The organism is Streptomyces sp. R28, assembly GCF_041052385.1.
GTDB lineage: Bacteria > Actinomycetota > Actinomycetes > Streptomycetales > Streptomycetaceae > Streptomyces.
On sequence record NZ_CP163439.1, the window covers coordinates 10361128 to 10381777 of the forward strand.

17 protein-coding genes are annotated in these 20650 nt (G+C 72.4%); 6 read left to right on the forward strand and 11 right to left on the reverse strand.

The genetic code is table 11. The features are described from left to right. Positions 1 to 74: 74 nt before the first annotated feature. Together AB5J49_RS45230 and lanKC are read right to left on the reverse strand one after the other, a co-directional pair. Positions 75 to 191: a SapB/AmfS family lanthipeptide gene (locus tag AB5J49_RS45230; protein ID WP_369174684.1), complete on the reverse strand. Its 117-nt coding sequence runs from the start codon at positions 189 to 191 to the stop codon at positions 75 to 77. A gap of 58 nt (positions 192 to 249) precedes the next feature. Then, positions 250 to 2847: a class III lanthionine synthetase LanKC gene (gene lanKC, locus AB5J49_RS45235; RefSeq protein ID WP_369174685.1), complete on the reverse strand. Its 2598-nt coding sequence runs from the start codon at positions 2845 to 2847 to the stop codon at positions 250 to 252. 187 nt (positions 2848 to 3034) lie between these two features. On the opposite strand from lanKC, the gene AB5J49_RS45240 reads away from it, so the two are divergent. The 5 genes from AB5J49_RS45240 (at position 3035) to AB5J49_RS45260 (ending at position 9325) form a co-directional block, all read left to right on the forward strand. Continuing rightward, positions 3035 to 5497, forward strand: a complete 2463-nt coding sequence (locus AB5J49_RS45240; RefSeq protein WP_369174686.1) for a SpoIIE family protein phosphatase — start codon at positions 3035 to 3037, stop codon at positions 5495 to 5497. A 94-nt stretch (positions 5498 to 5591) separates the two neighbouring features. After that, entirely contained in the window at positions 5592 to 6659 is a 1068-nt protein-coding gene (locus tag AB5J49_RS45245) for a glucose-1-phosphate thymidylyltransferase (protein WP_369174687.1), read from the forward strand. After that, positions 6656 to 7654: a dTDP-glucose 4,6-dehydratase gene (gene rfbB, locus AB5J49_RS45250; RefSeq protein ID WP_369174688.1), complete on the forward strand. Its 999-nt coding sequence runs from the start codon at positions 6656 to 6658 to the stop codon at positions 7652 to 7654. Before AB5J49_RS45245 ends, rfbB begins: the two co-directional genes overlap by 4 nt. Continuing rightward, the gene (gene rfbD, locus AB5J49_RS45255; RefSeq protein WP_369174689.1) at positions 7651 to 8532 is read left to right on the forward strand and encodes a dTDP-4-dehydrorhamnose reductase; all 882 of its coding nucleotides are present in this window, start codon (positions 7651 to 7653) and stop codon (positions 8530 to 8532) included. Before rfbB ends, rfbD begins: the two co-directional genes overlap by 4 nt. Next, entirely contained in the window at positions 8519 to 9325 is an 807-nt protein-coding gene (locus tag AB5J49_RS45260) for a class I SAM-dependent methyltransferase (RefSeq protein ID WP_369174690.1), read from the forward strand. Before rfbD ends, AB5J49_RS45260 begins: the two co-directional genes overlap by 14 nt. 85 nt (positions 9326 to 9410) lie before the next feature. Here the strand turns inward: AB5J49_RS45260 and rfbC are convergent, their stop codons facing one another. Continuing rightward, complete coding sequence (gene rfbC, locus AB5J49_RS45265) at positions 9411 to 10022, reverse strand: dTDP-4-dehydrorhamnose 3,5-epimerase (RefSeq protein ID WP_369174691.1); 612 nt, start codon at positions 10020 to 10022, stop codon at positions 9411 to 9413. Positions 10023 to 10026: 4 nt separating this feature from the next. Beyond that, positions 10027 to 11964 carry a glycosyltransferase gene (locus tag AB5J49_RS45270; protein ID WP_369174692.1) on the reverse strand — a complete coding sequence of 646 codons (1938 nt, stop codon included), beginning with the start codon at positions 11962 to 11964 and terminating at the stop codon, positions 10027 to 10029. 204 nt (positions 11965 to 12168) lie between these two features. Between AB5J49_RS45270 and AB5J49_RS45275 the strand changes: the two genes are divergently transcribed. Then, positions 12169 to 12669 carry a metallophosphoesterase gene (locus AB5J49_RS45275; protein WP_369174693.1) on the forward strand — a complete coding sequence of 167 codons (501 nt, stop codon included), beginning with the start codon at positions 12169 to 12171 and terminating at the stop codon, positions 12667 to 12669. A gap of 233 nt (positions 12670 to 12902) precedes the next feature. Here the strand turns inward: AB5J49_RS45275 and AB5J49_RS45280 are convergent, their stop codons facing one another. From AB5J49_RS45280 to AB5J49_RS45310, 7 genes are read right to left on the reverse strand one after another with little or no spacing between them, the layout of a single operon-like run. Beyond that, positions 12903 to 13523, reverse strand: a complete 621-nt coding sequence (locus tag AB5J49_RS45280) for an SRPBCC family protein (protein WP_369174694.1) — start codon at positions 13521 to 13523, stop codon at positions 12903 to 12905. A gap of 11 nt (positions 13524 to 13534) precedes the next feature. Continuing rightward, positions 13535 to 14659 carry an XdhC family protein gene (locus AB5J49_RS45285; protein ID WP_369174695.1) on the reverse strand — a complete coding sequence of 375 codons (1125 nt, stop codon included), beginning with the start codon at positions 14657 to 14659 and terminating at the stop codon, positions 13535 to 13537. Then, complete coding sequence (locus AB5J49_RS45290; protein ID WP_369174696.1) at positions 14652 to 15782, reverse strand: VWA domain-containing protein; 1131 nt, start codon at positions 15780 to 15782, stop codon at positions 14652 to 14654. The genes AB5J49_RS45285 and AB5J49_RS45290 overlap by 8 nt, the downstream gene beginning before the upstream one ends. Positions 15783 to 15841: 59 nt before the next feature. Beyond that, positions 15842 to 16717 (reverse strand): AAA family ATPase, encoded by an 876-nt coding sequence (locus tag AB5J49_RS45295; RefSeq protein ID WP_369175465.1) that lies wholly within the window; start codon positions 16715 to 16717, stop codon positions 15842 to 15844. A gap of 36 nt (positions 16718 to 16753) precedes the next feature. Continuing rightward, positions 16754 to 17608, reverse strand: a complete 855-nt coding sequence (locus AB5J49_RS45300) for a xanthine dehydrogenase family protein subunit M (RefSeq protein WP_369174697.1) — start codon at positions 17606 to 17608, stop codon at positions 16754 to 16756. Next, positions 17605 to 19980: a xanthine dehydrogenase family protein molybdopterin-binding subunit gene (locus tag AB5J49_RS45305; protein ID WP_369174698.1), complete on the reverse strand. Its 2376-nt coding sequence runs from the start codon at positions 19978 to 19980 to the stop codon at positions 17605 to 17607. The genes AB5J49_RS45300 and AB5J49_RS45305 overlap by 4 nt, the downstream gene beginning before the upstream one ends. Then, on the reverse strand, positions 19977 to 20447 hold the full coding sequence (locus AB5J49_RS45310) for a (2Fe-2S)-binding protein (RefSeq protein ID WP_369174699.1): 471 nt from the start codon (positions 20445 to 20447) through the stop codon (positions 19977 to 19979). Before AB5J49_RS45310 ends, AB5J49_RS45305 begins: the two co-directional genes overlap by 4 nt. Positions 20448 to 20650: the final 203 nt, after the last annotated feature.

Consider the following 20650-nt stretch of genomic DNA (forward strand, 5'->3'; position numbering starts at 1 on the left):
GGTGTGTGCAGGACCTCGGGCGGCCCCTCCCTCGCGGGAGTGGACCGCCCGAAATCATGGACGCACGGTGCTCGTCAGAGACAGAGCGTGAGGCTCGCCGCGCTGACGCAGGACAGCAGGCTGAGCGTGCTCGCGCCACCGCCGCCGGTGAGCTCCTCGGACTCCATCGCCTGCAGGTCGAGAAGTGCCATCTCGTTTCCTTCCTTCGGTGTCGTCCACCCGTGGGGACGGGGTTGGGTCACGGCTCCGTCAAATCGCGGAACCGCGTATGTGGGGCCGCCCGAGCGGCGGCAGGAACGGCAGGTGAGCGGTGTCCGGGGTGTCGAGGGCCGCGCCGAGCGCGAGCAGGCACCCTGCCGTTCCGGTGCTCAGGTCCATCGACAGCCGCATCATCTGGTGGCCGGGGAAGGCCAGTTGGCCCTGGTAGTCCATCGAGAACCAGCCGAGCCCGTCGATCTGTTCGGCGAGCCGCTCCTTGCTCGCGCCGGGCGCGTCCGTGCGCGCGAGGTGCAGGATCATCCCGGCGCGGCCCTGGAACAGACCGGGCTGTACGTAGAAGCGGCTGGTCGCGGCGGTCAGGATTCCGGCGCGCGCCCGCTCGAACTCGCCCTCGGAGTCGGCGCCATGGGCGAGGAAGTCGTCCAGGACCATCCCGATGCCCGCGCTCCCGTCACCGAGGTACGGCAGCGTCCGCCAGCCCTCGTCGACCTCCAGCGAGCCGGTCGGGTGCGTCATACAGCAGTCCAGGTCCCGGCGCAGCGCCACTTCGGCGGCCTTCAACAGCAGTGGCTCATGGGTCCGTTCGTACTGCCGCAGCAGGAAGAGCGCGGGTCCGCTCGCCCCTCGCAGCAGCCCGGCACGGCGTCGCTTCGGGGTGTCCGGAAGGGGCTGCGCGAGTCGTCGTACGAGGATGTCGGCGGCCTCCGCGGCACGGTCCCCGAGCTCCGACTCGCCGGTCGTGCGGGCCAGTTCGCCGAGCACCAGCCCGAGTCCGGCCAGTCCGCCGTGCAGGTCGGAGGAGAGGTTCTGCCACCGTTCCGCGAGGATCCCCTCGACCAGGTCGAGGGCGCGCTGCCGGTGGCCGAGCCGGTCCAGGACGTGGGCGACGCCCGCGAGACCGTCGTACAGACCCAGCGGCGTGCCCGTCGGCGGCGGTGCGGTACGGGCCAGGAGCCAGCGCTCGCCCTCCTCGTACCGCTCGGCGCCCACCGCGTCCAGTGCGTACAGCACCCCGGCCGCGCCGTGCGCCAGCCCGAGGCCGCCGCCGTCGTTGAACTGGGTGATGTCGCCGGGGAAGAGCCGGTCGTCGCGCTCCGGGGTCGCCGAGGCGAGCAGCGCCTTGACCATGGAGTCGCGGCTGTACGGCCAGTCCCCGGGCTCCACGAAAGCCGGTGTCGGCGCCGTGCTGCCCCGTGTGATCTCCGCGACCGCCTCGTCCAGGAACTCCGGGGGCACGTCCGGGAACTGACGGGCGATCACCTCCGCGAGGTGGGCCGCCTTCCCCCGGTCGACCACGAACAGGGTGGTCACCGGCAGGAACAGGGCGAGCCGCAGACAGGCCAGCGCGTAGCGGTCGACGTCGGCGCCGGTGCGGTCCGGCGGGGCGAAGAAGCCGGGATGGGCGACCACCTGCCGGCCCTGCTCGGAGATCGGCGCCGCCGCCTCGAAGTCGAGCAGGGACACCGACTCCTCGTCGGGGCCGACCATGATGTTGAAGACGTGCAGGTCGTTGAAGGCGATCCCGCGCGCGTGCACCGCCTCCACGGCCCGCTCCACCGCCCCGTGGATGCGCACCGCCCACGCCGTGTACTCGGCCACCGCCTTCGGGTCGGGATCCGGGGTGAGCAGCGGATGCCGCTCGGCGAAGAACGAGTTCAGCGGGCGCCCCTCCAGAAAGTCCATGACCAGGAACCGGTGGTCGCCGAGCGTGAACCAGTCCCGCACCTGGGGCACCACGCCCGTCCCCGCCACCTGCTCCAGCGCGGCCTTCTCCCGCTCCAGGCGCGCGATCGCGTCCGCCCCGTCGGCGGCCAGCCCCGCGTACGGCCGCCCCTCCTTCAGCACGACCTTGCGCCCGTCCCGGGTGTCGGTGCCCGAGTACACCCCGCCGCCGTTGGAGAAGTGCAGCGCCTTCTCGATGCGGTACGGCAGGTCGCCCACCGTCGTGGTGTTGCGCGCCGCCAGATGCGGCTCCAGGAAGGCCGGCAGCGTCACCCACTCCGGCACCTGGAAGGACGGCGCCCGCCGGTCCGGCACCCGCTTGCCCTCGCCGTCCACCACGGCCGGCACGAGCGAGCCGCGCTCGTCGACGACGAAGGAGCGCGCGAAAGCGCCGTAGCGGACGTAGAGCGGGCCCTCGTGCCACCGCAGGTCGGTGAGGATGTACGGCCCCTCGAAGCCCTCCAGGAGGTTGCCGAGCTCGCGCAGCACGACGTGCAGCTGCTCCTCGTCGGCCGGGTAGATCGTGACGAACTTGCCGCTGGTGTCACGGGCGGCGTACTTGGTGTTGCGCAGATGCAGCAGATGCGGGCCGGGCACGAACTTGAACGGGATGCGCCGGGGCACGCAGTAGTCCCACACGATCGCGGCGATCCGCTCCGCGTTGTCCCGGGTGGCCGAGGCGTGGATCTTCCAGCCCTGGGCCGGACCGGGCACCGGCGCCCCGTCCGCGCCGAGCGGCGTGAGCGTCAGCCAGTCGCCGATCCGCGCCGCGTCCCAGCCCTCCGGCACCTCGCGCCGTGCCGTCTCGTAGCCGAGCCCGGTGCCCGGCGTCCCTGCCGACATGCGTTCAGGCGTCTCGTAGAAGTGCCGGTCGGCGAGCGCGTACACCTCGTACCGCTTGTCCATGCGTCCCCCTCCGTGGCCCGACGCCGAGACTTCCAGCGGCCGGGCGGGCACGGACAGTCATGGCTGTCACGAGATCACCGTGCGGAACGCATGCGTCAAGAACTGTTCGGAGGATTTCGAGCGCCACCCTCGTCGACGCTCCACCGAACCGTCACAGGGGCTGCGCAGGTGTCTCATAAGCGCTGTAATGGCTGACGTGGTCAATGAGGGCGCCGCGGAACGCAGGGCGAGGAGTCTGCGCGTCGAAGGCGCCCTGAAGGCGTTGGCCGTCGAGCCGGACTCGCCAGAGCGACTGCGCCGGGTCCTGGAGCAGGCCCTCGTCTTCGGCGGAGCCTCCTTCGCCGCCGTGTACACGCCGAGCGAGGACGGCGAGCTGCTGTGCCTGATCGAGTCCGTCGGCGTGCCCCGGACCCTGTACGGACTGCGCGACGGATACGCCCTGGCCGGACGGTCCCCGGTCGCCGACGCCCACCGCACCGGCCGCTCCGTGTGGCTCGCCCCGGCGGAGATCGCCGACTCCGCGGCGTCGCGACGGGCGCCGTCGCGGGACTTCCACCTGGCCGTCCTCCCCGCCCATGGCGACGACGGCGCCGGCTGTCTGCTGGCCGTGAGCGAGGGCCCGGGCGGCTTCGGCACCGCGGACCGCGCGTGCCTGGAGCTGGTCGCCGAGGCCGTCGCCTTTCCCGCCCTGCCCGCGGCCGCCGAGGGCGGCGAGCTGCCGGCAGGAGCCTTCAACCTCGCCATGGACAGCGGCCGCGTCGAGGTCGGTGACGACATCCTGGAGCTGTTCGGCCTCGGCCCGGACGACTTCGACGGCAAGGTCGAGACCCTGCTGGGCCTGACCGTCCCGGAGGACCTGCCGTCGCTGATGTCCGTCGTCGAGGCCGGCCACATGTCCATCGGCGACCGTGAGCTGGAGTTCCGGGTCCTGCAGCCCACCGGACCGCCCAAGTGGCTCAGGCTGCGCGGCCGACTCCTGCCCGGCGGCGAGGGCCACCCGGCCCGCCTCGTCGGCACCGTCGCCGACACCTCCACACTGCGCGCCGAGGTCACCGACGTGGCCCGCGTGCAGCGTCTCGCCGCCGCCCTCGCCGTCGCGGGCACCGTCCGCGACGTCAGCCAGGCCGTGGTCACCGCCCTGCGCAAGCCGCTGCGCGCCGACCGCATCGCGCTCGCCGAGCTGGAGAACGACCGTCTCGTCGTCATCGTCCTCGACCCGCCCGAACCCGAGTCCTGGCCGCAGCTGTGGCGCATGGAGTGGCGTGCCGAGTGGCCGGACGCGCCGGTACGGGCCATGCCCACCCTCGCCGCGGCCCTGCGCGAGGGCCGCGCCCAGATCTGGCCCGCCGGCACCCCGCTGGAGCCCGCCCTCGCCGATGTCGGGCCGGGCGGTCTCGCGGTCCTGCCCCTGCCCGCCGGGGGCCGCATGGCCGGCGTCTGCCTGATCGGCTGGGACGCCCCGCACGACTTCGGCCCCGACGAACGCGCCCTGCTCACCGCCTCCGCCGGCCTCGCCGGCCAGGCCCTGCTGCGCGCCCGCGCCTTCGACGCCGAACACGAACTCGTCGGCATGCTCCAGCGCCAGCTGCTGCCCCGCCGACTGCCCCGGCTGCCCGGCGCGGAGGCCGTCGCCCGCTATCTGCCCACCACGGCAGGACTGGAGGTCGGCGGCGACTGGTACGACGTGATCCCGCTGCCCGACAACCACGTGGCCCTCGTCATCGGCGACGTCCAGGGCCACAGCGCGGCCGCCGCCACCCTCATGGGCCAGATGCGCACCGCGCTGCGCGCCTACGCCGTCGAAGGGCACCCGCCGGACGTGGTGGTCCACCACGCCAACCGCCTCCTCATGGACATGGAGACCGACCTCTTCGCCACCTGCTGCTACGTGGACGTCGATCTGGAGGAGGGCTCCGCCTGGTGCGTGCGCGCCGGTCACCTCCCGCCGGTGCTGCGCCACCCGGACGGAAGCACGGAGATCGCCGAGGCGGAGGGCGGGCCCCCGCTCGGCGTGCTGCGGGAGGCCGACTTCCCGATGAGCCCGCTCAGCCTCCGGCCCGGCACCGTGGTCGCCCTCACCACCGACGGCCTCGTCGAGTCCCCCGACACCGACACCGACATCGACGCCGGGATGGACCGGTTCGCGCACGAACTCGCCCTCACCGACCCCGCGCACCTCGGCCTCGTCGCCGACGCCCTGCTCGTGGGCGCGCGCCGCAGCGACGACATCGCCCTGCTCCTCATGCGCTACGAGGGCATGGCCGTGCGCCCGCTGCGCGAGAGCTGGACGGTGTGGCGCGTCCCGCAGGCCGTCGGCCACGCCCGCCGCTTCACCCGGCGCACCCTGCGCTCCTGGGGCGTGCCGCCGCAGGGCAGGGACGCCGTTCTGCTCGTCGTCTCCGAGCTCGTCACCAACGCCCTCGTGCACACCGACGGCCGGGTCCGCCTCGACCTCACCTTCGTCAACCACCGGCTGCGGGTGGCGGTTGCCGACGCCTCACCCCGCACGCCGGTCAAACCGGCAAGCATCAGCTGGGAGGCCACCGGCGGCCGGGGCATCCTCCTGGTCGAGGCCGTGTCGGCGGCGTGGGGAACGGTGCCGGTCAGTGGCGGAAAACAGGTGTGGAGCGAGATCGCACTGGGCGGGTGAGGCCGGATTCCGGTGAACGTCCGACGGCCCGGAAGCGGCGAACAAGCCAATCCCGAGACAGTCAAATCGGGGAAATCGGGGCTAAGGTGAACCGATGAAGGCTCTCGTGCTGTCCGGCGGCGCCGGTACGCGCTTGAGGCCGATCACACACACTTCGGCCAAACAGCTCGTGCCGGTGGCCAACAAGGCCGTGCTCTTCTACGGGCTGGAATCCATCGCCGCGGCCGGTGTCACCGACGTCGGCGTGATCGTCGGTGACACCGCCGCGGAGATCCAGGACGCGGTCGGTGACGGGTCCAAGTTCGGTCTGGAGATCACCTACATCCCTCAGGAACGCCCGCTGGGCCTGGCCCACGCCGTCCTGATCGCCCGCGACTACCTCGGCGACGACGACTTCGTGATGTACCTCGGCGACAACTTCGTCGTCGGCGGAATCACCGACCTCGTCGAGCAGTTCCGCGCCCACCGCCCCGACGCCCAGATCCTGCTCACCCGCGTGAAGGACCCGCGCTCCTTCGGCGTCGCCGAACTCGACGACGCGGGACAGGTGATCGGCCTGGAGGAGAAACCGGAGCACCCCAAGAGCGACCTCGCCCTGGTCGGCGTCTATCTGTTCACGCCGGTGATCCACGACGCGGTCCGCGCCATCACACCGTCCTGGCGCGGCGAGTTGGAGATCACCCACGCCCTCCAACACCTGATCGACGCCCGCGCCGACGTGCGCTGCACGGTCATCGAGGGCTACTGGAAGGACACCGGGAACGTCACCGACATGCTGGAGGTCAACCGGACCGTCCTGGAGGGCCTCGCGCGCCGCATCGACGGCGACGTCGACGAAGCGTCGGAGACCGTCGGACGGGTGGTCGTCGAGGAGGGGGCGCGCATCGTCAACTCGCGCATCGTCGGCCCCGCCGTCGTCGGCACCGGCACCGTCGTCGAGGACTCCTACGTCGGCCCCTTCACCTCCATCGCGGAGAACTGCCGTATCACCGACAGCGAGTTGGAGTTCTCCATCGTGCTGCGGGACTCCTCGATCGACGGGGTGGGCCGGATCGAGTCCTCGCTCATCGGACGGCACGTCGAGGTCACCCCCGCGCCCAGCGTCCCCAGCGCCCACCGCCTCGTCCTCGGAGACCACAGCAAGGTGCAGATCCACACATGAACCTTCTCGTCACCGGCGCCGCCGGCTTCATCGGCTCGGCCTACGTCCGCACGCTGCTCGCCCGCGACGCACCGAACGCACCCGGCGCACCCGAGGCACCACGCATCACGGTGCTGGACAAGCTCACCTACGCCGGCACCCTCGACAACCTCGAACTCGACCACCCCCGGCTGGAGTTCGTACGAGGCGACATCCGCGACGCCGAGCTGGTCGACAAGCTCATGGCCGAGGCCGACCAGGTGGTGCACTTCGCCGCCGAGTCCCATGTGGACCGCTCCATCACCGGCGCCGCCGACTTCGTCCTCACCAACGTGCTCGGCACCCAGACCCTGCTGGACGCGGCCCTGCGCTACGGCGTCGCCCCCTTCGTGCACATATCGACGGACGAGGTCTACGGCTCCGTGGAGACCGGTTCGGCCACGGAGGAGGACACCCTGCGGCCCAGCTCGCCGTACTCCGCCTCCAAGGCCTCCTCCGACCTGCTCGCCCTCGCCTACCACCGCACCCACGGCCTGGACGTCCGCGTCACCCGCTGCTCCAACAACTACGGCCCGCGCCAGTTCCCCGAGAAGGTCGTCCCGCTCTTCATCACCAACCTCCTCGACGGCGAGCAGGTCCCCCTCTACGGCGAGGGCCTCAACGTCCGCGACTGGCTGCACGTCGACGACCACTGCCACGCCGTCGAACTCGTCCGCACCAAGGGCCACCCCGGCGCCATCTACAACATCGGCGGCGGCACCGAGTTGAGCAACAGGGACCTCACCGCCCTGCTGCTGGAGGCATGCGGCGCCGACTGGGACCGGGTCGAGCACGTGGCGGACCGCAAGGGCCACGACCTGCGCTACTCCGTCGACTGGACCAAGGCCCGCACCGAACTCGGCTACCGCCCCCGCCACGACTTCGCGTCGGGCCTCGCCGACACCGTCGCCTGGTACCGCGACCACCGCGCCTGGTGGGAACCCCTCAAGCGCCACGTGGACGAGGAGCACGGATGAGGTGGCTGGTCACCGGCGCGGGCGGCATGCTCGGCCACGACATGGTCGAGGAACTCCGCGCGCGCGGTGAGCCGGTGACCGGCCTCGACCACGGCGCCCTCGACGTCACCAGCCCCGACGCCGTCGACCGCGCCCTCGCCGCGTACCACCCCGACGTGGTCGTCAACTGTGCCGCGTACACGGCCGTCGACGACGCCGAGAAGGACGAGAGACGAGCCCTGCGCGTCAACGGCGACGGCCCGGGCCTGCTGGCCCACACCTGCACCACCTACGAGGCCCGCCTGATCCACGTCTCCACCGACTACGTCTTCGCCGGCGACGCGCGGACCCCCTACGCGGAGAACCATCCCACCGACCCGCGCACGGCCTACGGCCGCACCAAACTCGCCGGCGAGCGGGCCGTACTGGACGAACTCCCGGCGGCGAGCGCCATCGTGCGCACCGCCTGGCTGTACGGCGTCCACGGCCGCAGTTTCGTCCGCACGATGATCGAGCTGGAGGCGAGCCGGGACACCGTCGACGTCGTCGACGACCAGCGCGGCCAGCCCACCTGGAGCGCCGACGTCGCCGCGCTCATCGCCGACCTCGGCCCGCGCGTCGGCCGTGACACGAGCGGCATCGTCCACGCCACCGACTCCGGCGAGGCCACCTGGTACGACCTGGCCCGCGAGGTGTTCCGGCTCCTCGGCGCCGATCCCGACCGGGTGCGCCCCGTCACCAGCGAGGCCTTCCCCCGGCCGGCGCCCCGTCCCGCGTACAGCGTCCTCGCGCAGAGCCGTCGGCAGCGGCTCGGCCTCGCCCGAGCGCGCGACTGGCGCACCGCTCTGCACGAGGCACTGCCCCGGATCCGCAAGGAGACCCTCCGTGAAACGCCATGAGTTCCTCCGGGAACTGCACAAGGTCAGCGGAAACCGCAACTACCTGGAGATCGGCGTCAACGACGGCCGCAGCCTCAGACTCTCCCGCGTCCCCACCATCGCCGTCGATCCCGCCTTCAAGGTCGTCACGGAGATCCGGTGCGACGTCCACCTGGTCAAGGCCACCAGTGACGACTTCTTCGCCCGCGACAACCCGCTCGTCCACCTCAAGGGCGGCCGTCATCCCCTGCGCAACCTGCGCCGGGGCCGCAGTCCGCTCGGGTACTGGCGGGGAACCGTCCTCGACCTGTCGTTCATCGACGGCATGCACCTGTTCGAGTACGCGCTGCGGGACTTCATGAACATCGAGCGGCACTCCGACTGGACCAGCGTGATCGTCTTCGACGACATGCTGCCGCGCAACGTCGACGAGGCGGCCCGCGACCGGCACACCGGTGCCTGGACCGGGGACGTCTACAAGATCGCCGAGATCCTCGGGCGCTGTCGCCCCGACCTGGTGACCGTTCTCGTCGACACCCGGCCGACCGGGCAGCTCGTCGTCCTCGGCGCCGATCCCGGCAATCGGGTGCTGCGTGAGCGGTACGACGAGATCGTCGCCGAGTACGACGTTCCCGATCCGCAGAAGGTCCCCGAGACGATCCTGGACCGGGCGGGGGCGGTGGCGCCCGAGGTGCTGCTCGGGGCGGGTTTCTGGCGGCCGCTCGGGCGGGCTCGGGCGTGGGGTGTGGGGCGGGCTCGGGGCTGGGAGCCGTTGAGGAAGGCGGTTGAAGGAGCGCTCGGCAGCCGTCCGTAGTGCCGCGATGTGCGGTCGTTCGGCTGCTGCGCCGTCGTGGCTGGTCGCGCGGTTCCCCACGCCCCTCAGGGGCGCTGCGGATCCGTCAGCTGCCGCCGAACTGTCCCTTGCGCAGTGGCTCGTGCTGGGCAGCGCAGATCTCGTACGACGGGAGCAGCCCCGTCTCCCGCGCCTCGGCCAGCGACGGCGCCTGTGCGTCCTTGGGGGACAGGACCGGTGGGATGTTCTCGGGCCAGGCGATGCCCAGTTCGGGGTCGAGCGGGTGCACCCCGTGTTCGCGCTCCGGGGTGTAGCCCGTCGAGCACAGGTAGATCACGGTGGCCTCGTCGGTGAGCGCCATGAAGGCATGCCCGAGGCCCTCCGCGAGGAACAGCGCGTGTCGGCTGTCGTCGTCGAGGCGCAGTGCCTCCCAGCGCCCGAAGGTGGGGGAGCCGACGCGGAGGTCGACCACCACGTCCAGGACGGCGCCGCGTAGACACGTCACGTACTTGGCCTGGCCGGGCGGCACGTCCGAGAAGTGCACGCCGCGCAGTACGCCCCAGCGGGAGACCGAGCAGTTCGCCTGTGCCAGGGACAGGTCGTAGCCGGTGGCCTCGTGGAACTCCCCACCCCGGTACCACTCGTGGAAACTGCCCCGGTCGTCCGGGAAGACCTTGGGCTCCAGTGCCCACGCGCCTTCGATGCCGAGCGGTCGCATGCCGTCACCTCCTGCGGGCCCGGGCCCGCCGTCGGGCCGCCATCCGTCCCAGGGCCGTACCGAGCCTGCGCCGTGCCCTGCGGACCAGCCGTCGTAGGGCACTGGGGCGGGGAGCCCGTACCACGCGCACTCCGCCGGCACCGGCCCGCAGGGCGAACGGCAGCGGGAGGAAGCGCGGGCCAGGTGCGCCGAGCGCCGTCCGCCAGGTCGTTCCCCGCAGGTCGCCCAGCGGTAGGAGGGCCTCCAGCAGGGCCCCGGACCCTTGCGGGGACAGGGTTGCGGGCACGTCATGGGCGGTGCCTGACGAGGTGAGGCGGAGTGCGGCGTCCGTGCCGTCGCGGGGGACGTGCAGGGGGAGCAGCGCGTGCACGCGGGCGCCCGAGGCCGTGACGTCGTTCGGAGTGAGGGCGCCGAGGCCGACCCGGTGGGTCGCGCGGTCCACGTCCAGGGCGAGGTTCGCGTGCGGTGCGGTCCAGTACGGCAGGACCACGTGTCCGCCGACGATGCCGGCGTGCGGGGCGGGGCGGTCCTCGCGCGGGGCGGGGCCGAGACGGCACTCCTTGGTCCAGCCGCCCAGCCTGACGCGGGCGAACGCGTCCCACAGGCCGTCGCGTGTGAGGGTGACGGGATCGACGGCTGCGGTGGCGTGCAGGACCAGACGGACCCGGCCGTCGTCGTCGGCCGGCATCTCCTCCCGGGTGAACTCCAGCGGCTGGAAGTACTGGGCGGCGCTGGAGCGCTCGCGCAGCAGCAGGTCAGCGGTGGCCTCACCGAACCGGGCGACGGTGTCCTCGCCCACCCGGGCGATGGCCGCGGCGAGGTCCCCGGGCGGGCCGACCAGTGGCGTACGGGCTGCCGGGACGGCGGGGAAGGTCATCGGCTCACCTGCGGCCGCGAACTCGGCCGAGAAGCCGACCCGCAGCGTGCCGTCCTCCCACGCCACGCGCTCGGGGGCGGCCGTGAGCGCGATGCGGGCCTCCCACTCGGCGAGGGCCTCCACGTCGTCGTACCGATCCGCCGCGATCAGCTCGGCGACGACCTGCTGCGTCGGCTGCAGCCCCGCCGCGACAGCGGGCCCGAACCGCTCCACGACGACCTGGTGGATCTCCCCGAACAGCTCCCGGCGATAGTCCGCCGGCATGGCGAGGAAACGCTTCCCGCGCAGCCGCTCGACCATCTCCACCCGCAGCCAGCGGCGAAACAGCCGGTCGCGCAGTGGGCCCGGCTCGGTGTACCGCTCGACTACGTCCAGGGCCTCCCGGAGGTTCTTGAAGTACCCGCCGGGGTCGAAGCGCTGGAAGCCGGCGTTCGAGGCGTCGTCCCGGCGGACGTGGTAGTAGCAGACGTAGTCGCTGAGCACCGAGACGTTGCTCGCGCGCAGGTACGCCTCGGTGACGAAGACGTGGTCCTCGAGGCGCCGCCTGCCCTCGGGGAAGCGCAGGCCGATGTCGTCGAGGAAGGCGCGGCGGAACATCTTGTGCGGGGTGAGGCTGTCGATCAGCGGCGCGTCGGCGACGGTGGCGCGCGGGTGGTTGCGGCGGAACAGCTCCACCGGCACCGCGCGGCCCTTGCCGGCCATCTTGCCGACCACGACATCGGCGCCGTTGGCCACGCCGTAGTCGTACATCCGCTCCAGGGCCTCGTCGCCGAGGTGGTCGTCGTTGTCCATGAACATCACGTACTCACCGCGCGCGGCGGCGATCCCGACATTGCGGGGCTTGCCCGACCAGCCGGAGTTCGCCTGGTGAACGACGGTCACCCGGGGATCCGTGGCGGCGAGCGCGTCGAGCCGGGCGGGTGTGCCGTCGGTGGAACCGTCGTCGACGAAGATCACTTCGTACGCGTCCGGGGGCAGCGACTGCCTGAGCAGCGACGCGATGCAGTCCTCGACATAGACCCCGGGGTTGTACACCGGGACGACCACGCTGACCTTGACCGGCATCGGTCTCCGAGCCCCCTAGGGGTTGCTGGGCGTTTGCCTCGGATTACGGCGTTCGTGGCCAAATCCTAACCCTGTCACGCCTTTTGTCCACCGCTCAACGATCGATGCCGTGCGTATCGAGGCCACGTGCGTATCGAGGTCACGTGTGCCCGTCCGGCGTCGCGGAACCGGCCGGAAGATCGTCCACGCCGGTAGCCTGACGGCGTGCGCCTCCTGCTGATGTCCGGCACCCACCTGCCCAAGCGCGCCAAGGCACTGCCTGATCCGCTGCTCGCCGAACTCCCGCGCGCCGACGTCGTGTTCCACGCCGGCGACTGGGTCGACGCGGCCACGCTCGACCTGCTGGAGAGCCGCTGCGCCCGGCTCGTCGGGGTCCACGGCAACAACGACGGACCGGACCTGCGCGCCCGGCTACCGGAGGTGGCGTACGTCGAGCTGGGCGCTCTGCGCTTCGGCGTGGTCCACGAGACCGGGCCCGCGCAGGGCCGCGAGACGCGCTGCGCCGCCCGTTTCCCCGACCTCGACGTACTGGTCTTCGGACACAGCCACATCCCCTGGGACACCACCGCCCCGACCGGCCTGCGCCTGCTCAACCCCGGCTCCCCGACCGACCGCCGTCGCCGGCCGCACTGCACCTACATGACCGCCACCGTGGCCGAGGGCCGCCTCACGGACGTGGAACTGCACCGGCTGCCTCCGCGCTGACAGCCGGTGTCGACGGGGCATGCGTCTCGACAAGAACCCGGCCTCAACAAGATCCGGGCCGCTCCATACGTAGGGAAGCGGCCCGGACACTGCTATGCGCTGTCATGGACCTCCTTCCCGCTCAGAGGCGTTGTTCGGGGGCACGAATGCCTCCTTGTGGAGCCCCCTACCCCTTCGCGCCCGCCTTACACCCCCGGATTCGAGTCACTCGCGGGCCGATCGGGACGCCGGGATCACCTGCGGTGGGCCCGCCGCCACCGCAGGATGCGCGCCACCCCGAGCACCGCCCCGAACACCACGCCGGCCGTCGCCACCGCCATCCCGGCCCGCTTCGCCACCGGCACCCCGGCCGCGCGGAGCAGATCGAGCGGCTGCTCCAGCTGCTCCTCGGCCACCGCCGCACCCCCCGCGGGCTCGGCCAGTCGCTGCGACAGGGACGCGGCGAACTGCCCGACCAGCCGGTCACCCACCTCGGCCATGACCCCACGCCCGAACTGCGCCGGCCGCCCGGTCACGGTCAGATCGGTGTCCACCGACACGGCCGTACCGCCGTCGCGCTCGCTGAGCGTGCCGGACATCGTGGCCCGTGCGGTGCCCTGCCCCCGCGTCTCCCGGCCACTCGCGCTCAGCACCATGTGGTGCGCCGACTCGTCCTGCTCCTCGAAGACCGCGGTGCCCTTGTACGTCACGGTGATCGGGCCCACCTTGACCTTCACCGCGCCGGTCACGGTCCTGCCGTCGTACTCCTCGACGCTCGCCCCGGGCATGCACGGCGCGACGCGCTCGATGTCGAGCAGCGCGCGCCAGGCCTCGTCGACCGGGACGGGGACGGTGAACTCGTGGTGCAGCTCCATGACTTCCTCCCTCATACTCCCTGCGGGCGGACCCGCGCTCCGTGCGGATGGATGGCGCCGGCGGTCGCCGTCAGCGGGGTACCGCTGCCGCCCCAGCGCAGGGCGACGATCTCGGCGGCGACGGACACGGCGACCTCCTCGGGCGTACGGGCCCCGAGGTCGAGCCCGACCGGGGAGCGCAGCCGGGCCAACTCGCCCTCGCCGAGCCCGGATTCGGCCAGCCGCCGCATCCGGTCGTCGTGCGTGCGGCGGCTGCCCATCGCCCCGATGTACGCCGCCGGGCGGCGCAGCGCCTCTTCGAGCAGCGGCACGTCGAACTTCGGGTCGTGGGTGAGCACGCAGATCACGGTGCGTTCGTCGGTGTCGGTGCCGCTCAGGTAGCGGTGCGGCCAGTCAACGATCACCTCCACGCCGTCCGGGAAGCGCTTCGGCGTGGCGAAGACCGGGCGGGCGTCGCACACCGTGACCCGGTAGCCGAGGAAGTCGCCGATGCCGGCGACCGCGGCCGCGTAGTCGATCGCGCCGAACACCAGCATGCGCGGCGGCGGCGCGAAGGAGTGCAGGAAGACGGTGACCGCGTCCTCGCGGCGCTCGCCGTGCGGACCGTAGTGCCGCAAACCCGTGGCGCCGAGGGCGAGTTCACCGCGCGCGTCGGCGGTGACCGCCACGTCCAGGCCGGACGTGCCGAGCGTGCCCGCGACCCGGTCCGGCCACACCGCCAGCGCCGCTCCCCGCGGCGCGGGCCCGTCGGTCACCGTCGCCACGGTCACCGGCCGGCCCGCCGCGACCGACTCCGCGACCTCGCCGAAGGACGGATCCGAGACGGCCGTGACCGGACGCACGAGCAGGGTGATCTCGCCGCCGCAGGTGAGACCCACCGCGAACGCGTCCTCGTCGCTGTACCCGAAGGTCTCCAGCCGCGCCTCGCCGTTCGCCACCACCTCCTGCGCGAGTTCGAAGACGGCCCCTTCGACGCAGCCGCCGGACACACTGCCCACGACCTCGTCGTCCGGTCCCACCGCCATCGCGGCTCCGGGGTCGCGCGGGGCGCTGCGGCTCGTGGCGACCACCGTGGCGAGTCCGAACGGCGCGCGGGCCGCGTACCAGCCGCCGAGCACCGGGAGAATGTCACGCATCGTCCGCTCCTCTCACCACCGCCGCCAGCCGCTCCAGGGCGGCCAGGCTGTGCCCCTCGACGAAGGCGTCCACGCTCGGCAGCGCCGCCGCCATCCCGGCCGCCAGGGGTGCGTAGCCGGGGCGCGCCTTGCGCGGATTGGTCCAGATCACGCGGTGTGCCAGCCGGTGCAGGCGGCGCATCTGGGCCGCGAGCAGCTCCGGGTCGCCGCGCTCCCAGCCGTCGGACAGCACCACCACGATCGCACCGCGCGCCATGCCCCGCTGCCCCCAGCGATCCAGGAACGCCCGCAGCAGCTCGCCCAGCCGGGTACCCCCGCGCCAGTCGGGCACCGCCGCCGCGACCGCGGTCATCGCCAGGTCCGGATCACGGTGCGACATCTCCCGGGTCACCCGGGTCAGCCGGGTGCCGATCGTGAACACCTCGGTGCCTCGGGTGTGGGCGGCCGCGTGCGTGAAACGCAGCAGTGCGTCCGCGTACGGCGCCATGGAGCCGCTGACGTCCACGAGCAGCACGACCCGGCGCGGCCGATTCGTGCGGGCGTGCCGTCGCGGCAGCGCGGGCTCACCGCCACGCCGCAACAGCTCCCGGACGGTCCGGTGCGGATCGACCTCGCCACGCCGGGCGGGCCGCCGACGCGCGGAGCGCCGCACGGCGCCGCGCAGCGCCAACGCGGCCAGCAGGCGCCGTACCTGTTCGCGCTCGACGGCGTCGAGCCCGGCGAAGTCGCGGTGGCGGAGGACCTCCGTGGAGCTGGCGAGGGAGGGCGCGGGCGGGGCGTCGCGCTCGCCGCGCGCTCGCGTACGGCCCTCGGCGCCCGCGTCGCCCACAAGGAGCCGGAGCCGGGGCGCCGGAGCGGCGGGCACCGCATGCCCGGCGGGCTCACCGCCACCGAAGCAGGACGCGAACACCCGCTCGTACCGCTCCAGGTCGTCCCGGTCCCCGCACAGCGTCAGCCGCCCCGCCCAGTACACGTCCGCCCGCAGGCCCGGCCGCAGGACGTCCACCGCGCACAGGAACGCGTGCACCCGCTCGGCACTCGCGTCGACGCCCGCCGCGCGCAGGGCACGGGCGAAGCCCAGGAGCGCGGCGTCCGCGGCGAACACGCCCGTCACGCCGGCCATATCCGTTCCGCCTGTCATACCCGTTCCGTCTGTCGTACCCCTCCCGCCTGTCCTGCCGGTCACGCCCCTCGCGTCGCGAGCACCGCCGCGAAGTCCAGCCCCCGTGCCCGCTCGGCGTCCTCCCGGTACTTCAGCACCGAACCCAGCGTCGCCACCGCCAGCTCCGCGCTCACCTCGCCGGCGCCCAGTGTGTCCAGGGCCTCGGCCCAGTCGATCGTCTCGGCGACACCCGGCGGCTTGAGCAGGTCCTGCGCGCGCAGCGCCTGCACCAGGGCCGTCACCTGCTCCGCCAGCCGCGCCGACACCTGCGGCAACCGCCGCCGCACGATGGCCAGTTCGCGGGCGAAGTCGGGATGGTCGAACCAGTGGTACAGGCAGCGCCGCTTGAGCGCGTCGTGGACCTCGCGCGTGCGGTTGGAGGTCAGCACCACCACCGGCGGTACTTCGGCCCGCAGGGTGCCCAGCTCCGGGACAGTGACCGAGTACTCCGAGAGCAGCTCCAGCAGGAACGCCTCGAACTCGTCGTCGGCCCGGTCGATCTCGTCGACCAGCAGCACGGACGGCTGTGTCTCCAGGGCGCGCAGCAAGGGCCGGGCGATCAGGAAGCGCCGGTCGTACAGCTGACCCTCGAGAAGGTCGGAGTCGGTGACGCCGGCGGCCTCGGCGGCCCGCAGATGCAGCAGCTGACGTGGGAAGTCCCAGTCGTACAGGGCCTGCGAGGCGTCGATGCCCTCGTGGCACTGCAACCGGATCAGCGGGGCGTCGAGCGCCTCGGCGAGGGCGGAGGCGAGCGCGGTCTTGCCGACGCCCGCGTCGCCCTCGCAGAAGAGCGGCCAGCCGAGCCGCAGGGCCAGGAAGCAGGCGACGGCCAGCCCGTCGTCGACGAGGTACCCCGTCGCCTCCAGGCGGGCCCGCACCTGCTCCGGGCCGTCCATGCCGATGATCGGGCCGCCCACGCCGGTGATCGTCGCTCACCCCATCCCGGCGGCCGCCAGCACCGCCCGCTTGGTGAGCACCCGCGCCAGATGCGCCCGGTACTCGGGTGAGGCCGAGGTGTCCTGGGACGGCCGCGTGCCCTGCGCCGCCTCCTGGGCGGCCTGCGCCACGGCGTCCGGATCCCCGGCGCCGGACAGCGCCTCCTCGGCGGCCGGGGCCCGCAGGGGCGTGGTGCCCATGTTGGTGAGCCCGACGCGTGCTTCGGCGATGTGCCCGTCGTCGCGCCGCACCAGCGCGGCCACGCCGACGATGGGCCAGGCCTGGGCGACCCGGTGGAACTTCTCGTAGCGGAAGCCCCAGCCGTCCGCCTTCGGGATCCGGACCTCGACCAGCAGTTCGTCGGGCGCCAGCGCGGACTGCAGATAGTCGACGAAGAACTCCCGCGCCGGGATCGTGCGCCGGCCGCGCGGCCCCTGGGCCACCAGCTCAGCGTCCATCACCAGCACCACCGCGGGCAGGTCCCCGGCCGGGTCGGCGTGCGCGAGCGACCCGCCGAGGGTGCCCCGGTGCCGTACGGCCGGGTCCGCCACCGTCGAGGTCGCGGCCGCCAGCAGGCCCGCGTGCCGTCGGACCAGCGGATCCGCGATGACGTCGTGGTGTGTGGTCATCGCGCCGATGACCAGCGTGTCGCCGTCCTCCCGGACCCCGCGCAGCTCGGGGATCCGGTTGACGTCCACGACGAGCTCCGGGAAGGCCAGCCGCAGCCTCATGAGCGGCAGCAGGCTCTGCCCGCCGGCCAGCACCTTGGCGTCCTCGCCCGCGTCGGCGAGCGTGCGCACCGCCTCGTCGACGCTGCTGGGACGGGCGTACTCGAATGCGGGGGGAATCATGCCGCCACCTCCTTACCGGACTTCCCGGACCGAACGGCCTGCCAGACCCGTTCGGGTGTGCAGGGCATGCGGATGTCCTGGACACCGAAGGGGCGCAGGGCGTCCACGACCGCGTTGACCACGGCCGGCGTCGAGGCGATCGTGCCCGCCTCACCGACCCCCTTGACGCCCAGCGGGTTGGAGGTCGCCGGTGTCTCGGTGCGGTCGGTGACGAACTCGGGCAGGTCCGGGGCGCCCGGCACCAGATAGTCGGCCAGCGTGCCGGTGACCAGGTTGCCCTCCTCGTCGTAGACGGCCTCCTCGTACAGCGCCTGGGCGATGCCCTGGGCGATGCCGCCGTGCAGCTGGCCCTCGACGATCAGCGGGTTGATCACCTTGCCGACGTCGTCGACGCACACGTACGACCGGATGTGCACGGCGCCCGTCTCGGTGTCGACCTCGACAGCGCACAGGTGGGTGCCGTGCGGGAACGAGAACGTGTCGGGGTCGAGGACGTGCTCGGCGTTGATCGACGGTTCCATGCCGTCGGGCAGGTCGTGCGAGGAGAAGGTCGCGAAGGCCACCTCCTGGATGGTCTTGCGGGCCTCGGGAGAGCCCTTGACGGTGAAGGCGCCGTCCGCGAAGTCGAGGTCGGCCTCGTTGGCCTCCAGCAGGTGGGCTGCGACCTTGCGGGCCTTGTCCACCACCTTGCGTGCCGCCTCGTGGACGGCGACGCCCCCGACGACGAGCGAGCGCGAACCGTAGGTGTCCATGCCGTGCGTCGCCAGCATGGTGTCTCCGTGCATGACCTCGACGTCCTCGAACGGCACCCCCAGGGCGTCGGCGGCGATCTGGCTCCAGGACGTCACATGGCCCTGTCCGTGCGGGCTGGTGCCGGTGATGACCTCGACCTTGCCGGTGGGCAGCACCCGGATGCTCGCCGCCTCCCAGCCACCCGCGGCGTAGCGCATCTCGCCCAGCCAGCGGCTCGGCGCCAGGCCGCACATCTCCGTGTACGTGGAGACGCCGATGCCAAGGCGCACGGTGTCCGCGTGGTCGACGCGGTCCGCCTGCTCGGCGCGCAGCTTGTCGTAGTCGAACAGGGCGAGGGCCTTGTCGGTGGCGGCCTCGTAGTTGCCGCTGTCGTAGGTGAGCCCCGCGATGGTGGTGTACGGGAACTCCTCGTGCCGGATCCAGTTGTGGCGCCGCAGGTCGACGGGGTCCATGCCGAGTTCGGCGGCCAGGTCGTCCATGATCCGTTCGATCGCGTACGTCGCCTCCGGGCGGCCCGCTCCGCGGTAGGCGTCGATCGGGGTGCGGTTGGTGAAGACGCCGGTGCAGGAGAAGTCGTAGGCCCCCATCTTGTAGATCGCCGGGTACATGGAGGCACCGAGGATCGGGATGCCCGGGCTGAGCAGCATCAGGTACGCGCCCATGTCGGCCAGCAGCGAGACCTTCAGGCCCAGCACGGTGCCGTCGCGGCGGGCGGCGATCTCGATGTCCTGGACCTGGCTGCGGCCGTGGTGGGTGGCGACGTTGGCCTCGGAGCGGGACTCGGTCCACTTCAGGGGCCGGCCCAGGCGCTTGGCGAGGACGAGGGTGATCACTTCCTCGCCGTAGACCTGGAGTTTCGAGCCGAATCCGCCGCCGACGTCGGGGGCGACGACGCGGATCTTGTTCTCCGGGATGCCGGTGGTGACGGCGAGCAGGACCCGCAGGACGTGCGGGACCTGGGTGGAGGAGTAGAGGGTGAAGTCGCCGGACGCGGCGAGCGGGGTGACCACGACGGCGCGGGGCTCCATCGCGGTCGGGATGAGGCGCTGCTGGTGGTAGCGGCGGGTCACGACGACGTCGGCCCGCGCCTTGGCGGCCGCGTAGTCGCCGCTCGCCGAGTGGTAGCCGTAGCAGCGGTTGGTGCCCTTGTCGGAGTGGACCAGCGCGGTGCCCTCGGCCAGCGAACCCTCGATGTCCAAGGCGGCGGGCAGCGGGGTGTAGTCGACCTCGATCGCCTCCAGCGCGTCGGCGGCCGTGTACCGGTCGCGGGCCACCACGACCGCCACCGGGTCGCCGGCGTAGCGCACCTCGTCGACGGCGATCGGCGGGTGGTCCGGCACCACCGTGTCCTCGGCGACGGGCCAGGCGCAGGGCAGGGAGCCCATCTCCTGCGCGAGGTCGCGGCCGCTGAACGCGGCGATGACGCCGGGGAGTTCGAGGGCCGCCGACACATCGACGCGGTCGATGCGGGCGTGCGCCATCGGGCTGCGCAGGATCGACAGGTGCAGCAGTCCGTTGACGCTGATGTTGTCGGTCCAGTTGGTCTGCCCGGTGATCAGGTGGGCGTCCTCCTTGCGGGTCCGGGCGCGGCCGACCTCGCGTTCGACGGTCCCGCTCATGCCGTGACCTCCTCTTCGGAGACGTCCAGCACAGCCCGCACGATGTTCTGGTAGCCGGTGCAGCGGCAGAGATTGCCCTCCAGGCCGTGCCGTACCTCGTCCGGCGTGGGATGCGGGTGCTCGCGCAGCAGATCGCGGGCCGCCATGATCATGCCCGGGGTGCAGTAGCCGCACTGGAGCGCGTGCCGCTCGTGGAAGGCCCGCTGCAGGGCGGTCCAGTCGCCGTCGTGGGCCAGCCCCTGGACGGTGGTCACCTCGCACCCGTCCGCCTGGACGGCGAGCACGCTGCAGCTCTTGACGGCGGTGCCGTCCAGTTCGATGGTGCAGGTCCCGCAGCTCGTGGTGTCGCAGCCGATCGGGGTGCCGGTCAGGCCGAGGCGGTCGCGCAGATAGTGGATCAGGAGGAGACGGGGCTCCACGTCGTCCTCGTACGTCGTGCCGTCCACCTTCACCGAGATGTGAGTCATGTGCCCTCCAGAGGCCGATCGGGGGGAGGGGGAACATCGGCCGGGCGTGATGTACGTCACTCTATGGCTGCGGCAGTGACGCGGCGAGCGCTGAGGGGAGGGTTCGTTGAGCGTTAATCCATTGCCTGCGCGGGGCCGGTCCTGCTGAACTGCACCGCACCCGTCGTCACGCACAGAGGAGCAGCAATGCGCACTGCGTTCAT

Coding starts and splice junctions, on each gene's coding strand:
- AB5J49_RS45230 (WP_369174684.1), bottom strand. CDS start 191: ATGGCACTTCTCGACCTGCAGGCGATGGAGTCCGAGGAGCTCACCGGC.
- lanKC (WP_369174685.1), bottom strand. CDS start 2,847: ATGGACAAGCGGTACGAGGTGTACGCGCTCGCCGACCGGCACTTCTAC.
- AB5J49_RS45240 (WP_369174686.1), top strand. CDS start 3,035: ATGGCTGACGTGGTCAATGAGGGCGCCGCGGAACGCAGGGCGAGGAGT.
- AB5J49_RS45245 (WP_369174687.1), top strand. CDS start 5,592: ATGAAGGCTCTCGTGCTGTCCGGCGGCGCCGGTACGCGCTTGAGGCCG.
- rfbB (WP_369174688.1), top strand. CDS start 6,656: ATGAACCTTCTCGTCACCGGCGCCGCCGGCTTCATCGGCTCGGCCTAC.
- rfbD (WP_369174689.1), top strand. CDS start 7,651: ATGAGGTGGCTGGTCACCGGCGCGGGCGGCATGCTCGGCCACGACATG.
- rfbC (WP_369174691.1), bottom strand. CDS start 10,022: ATGCGACCGCTCGGCATCGAAGGCGCGTGGGCACTGGAGCCCAAGGTC.
- AB5J49_RS45270 (WP_369174692.1), bottom strand. CDS start 11,964: ATGCCGGTCAAGGTCAGCGTGGTCGTCCCGGTGTACAACCCCGGGGTC.
- AB5J49_RS45280 (WP_369174694.1), bottom strand. CDS start 13,523: ATGGAGCTGCACCACGAGTTCACCGTCCCCGTCCCGGTCGACGAGGCC.
- AB5J49_RS45285 (WP_369174695.1), bottom strand. CDS start 14,659: ATGCGTGACATTCTCCCGGTGCTCGGCGGCTGGTACGCGGCCCGCGCG.
- AB5J49_RS45290 (WP_369174696.1), bottom strand. CDS start 15,782: ATGGCCGGCGTGACGGGCGTGTTCGCCGCGGACGCCGCGCTCCTGGGC.
- AB5J49_RS45295 (WP_369175465.1), bottom strand. CDS start 16,717: ATGGACGGCCCGGAGCAGGTGCGGGCCCGCCTGGAGGCGACGGGGTAC.
- AB5J49_RS45300 (WP_369174697.1), bottom strand. CDS start 17,608: ATGATTCCCCCCGCATTCGAGTACGCCCGTCCCAGCAGCGTCGACGAG.
- AB5J49_RS45305 (WP_369174698.1), bottom strand. CDS start 19,980: ATGAGCGGGACCGTCGAACGCGAGGTCGGCCGCGCCCGGACCCGCAAG.
- AB5J49_RS45310 (WP_369174699.1), bottom strand. CDS start 20,447: ATGACTCACATCTCGGTGAAGGTGGACGGCACGACGTACGAGGACGAC.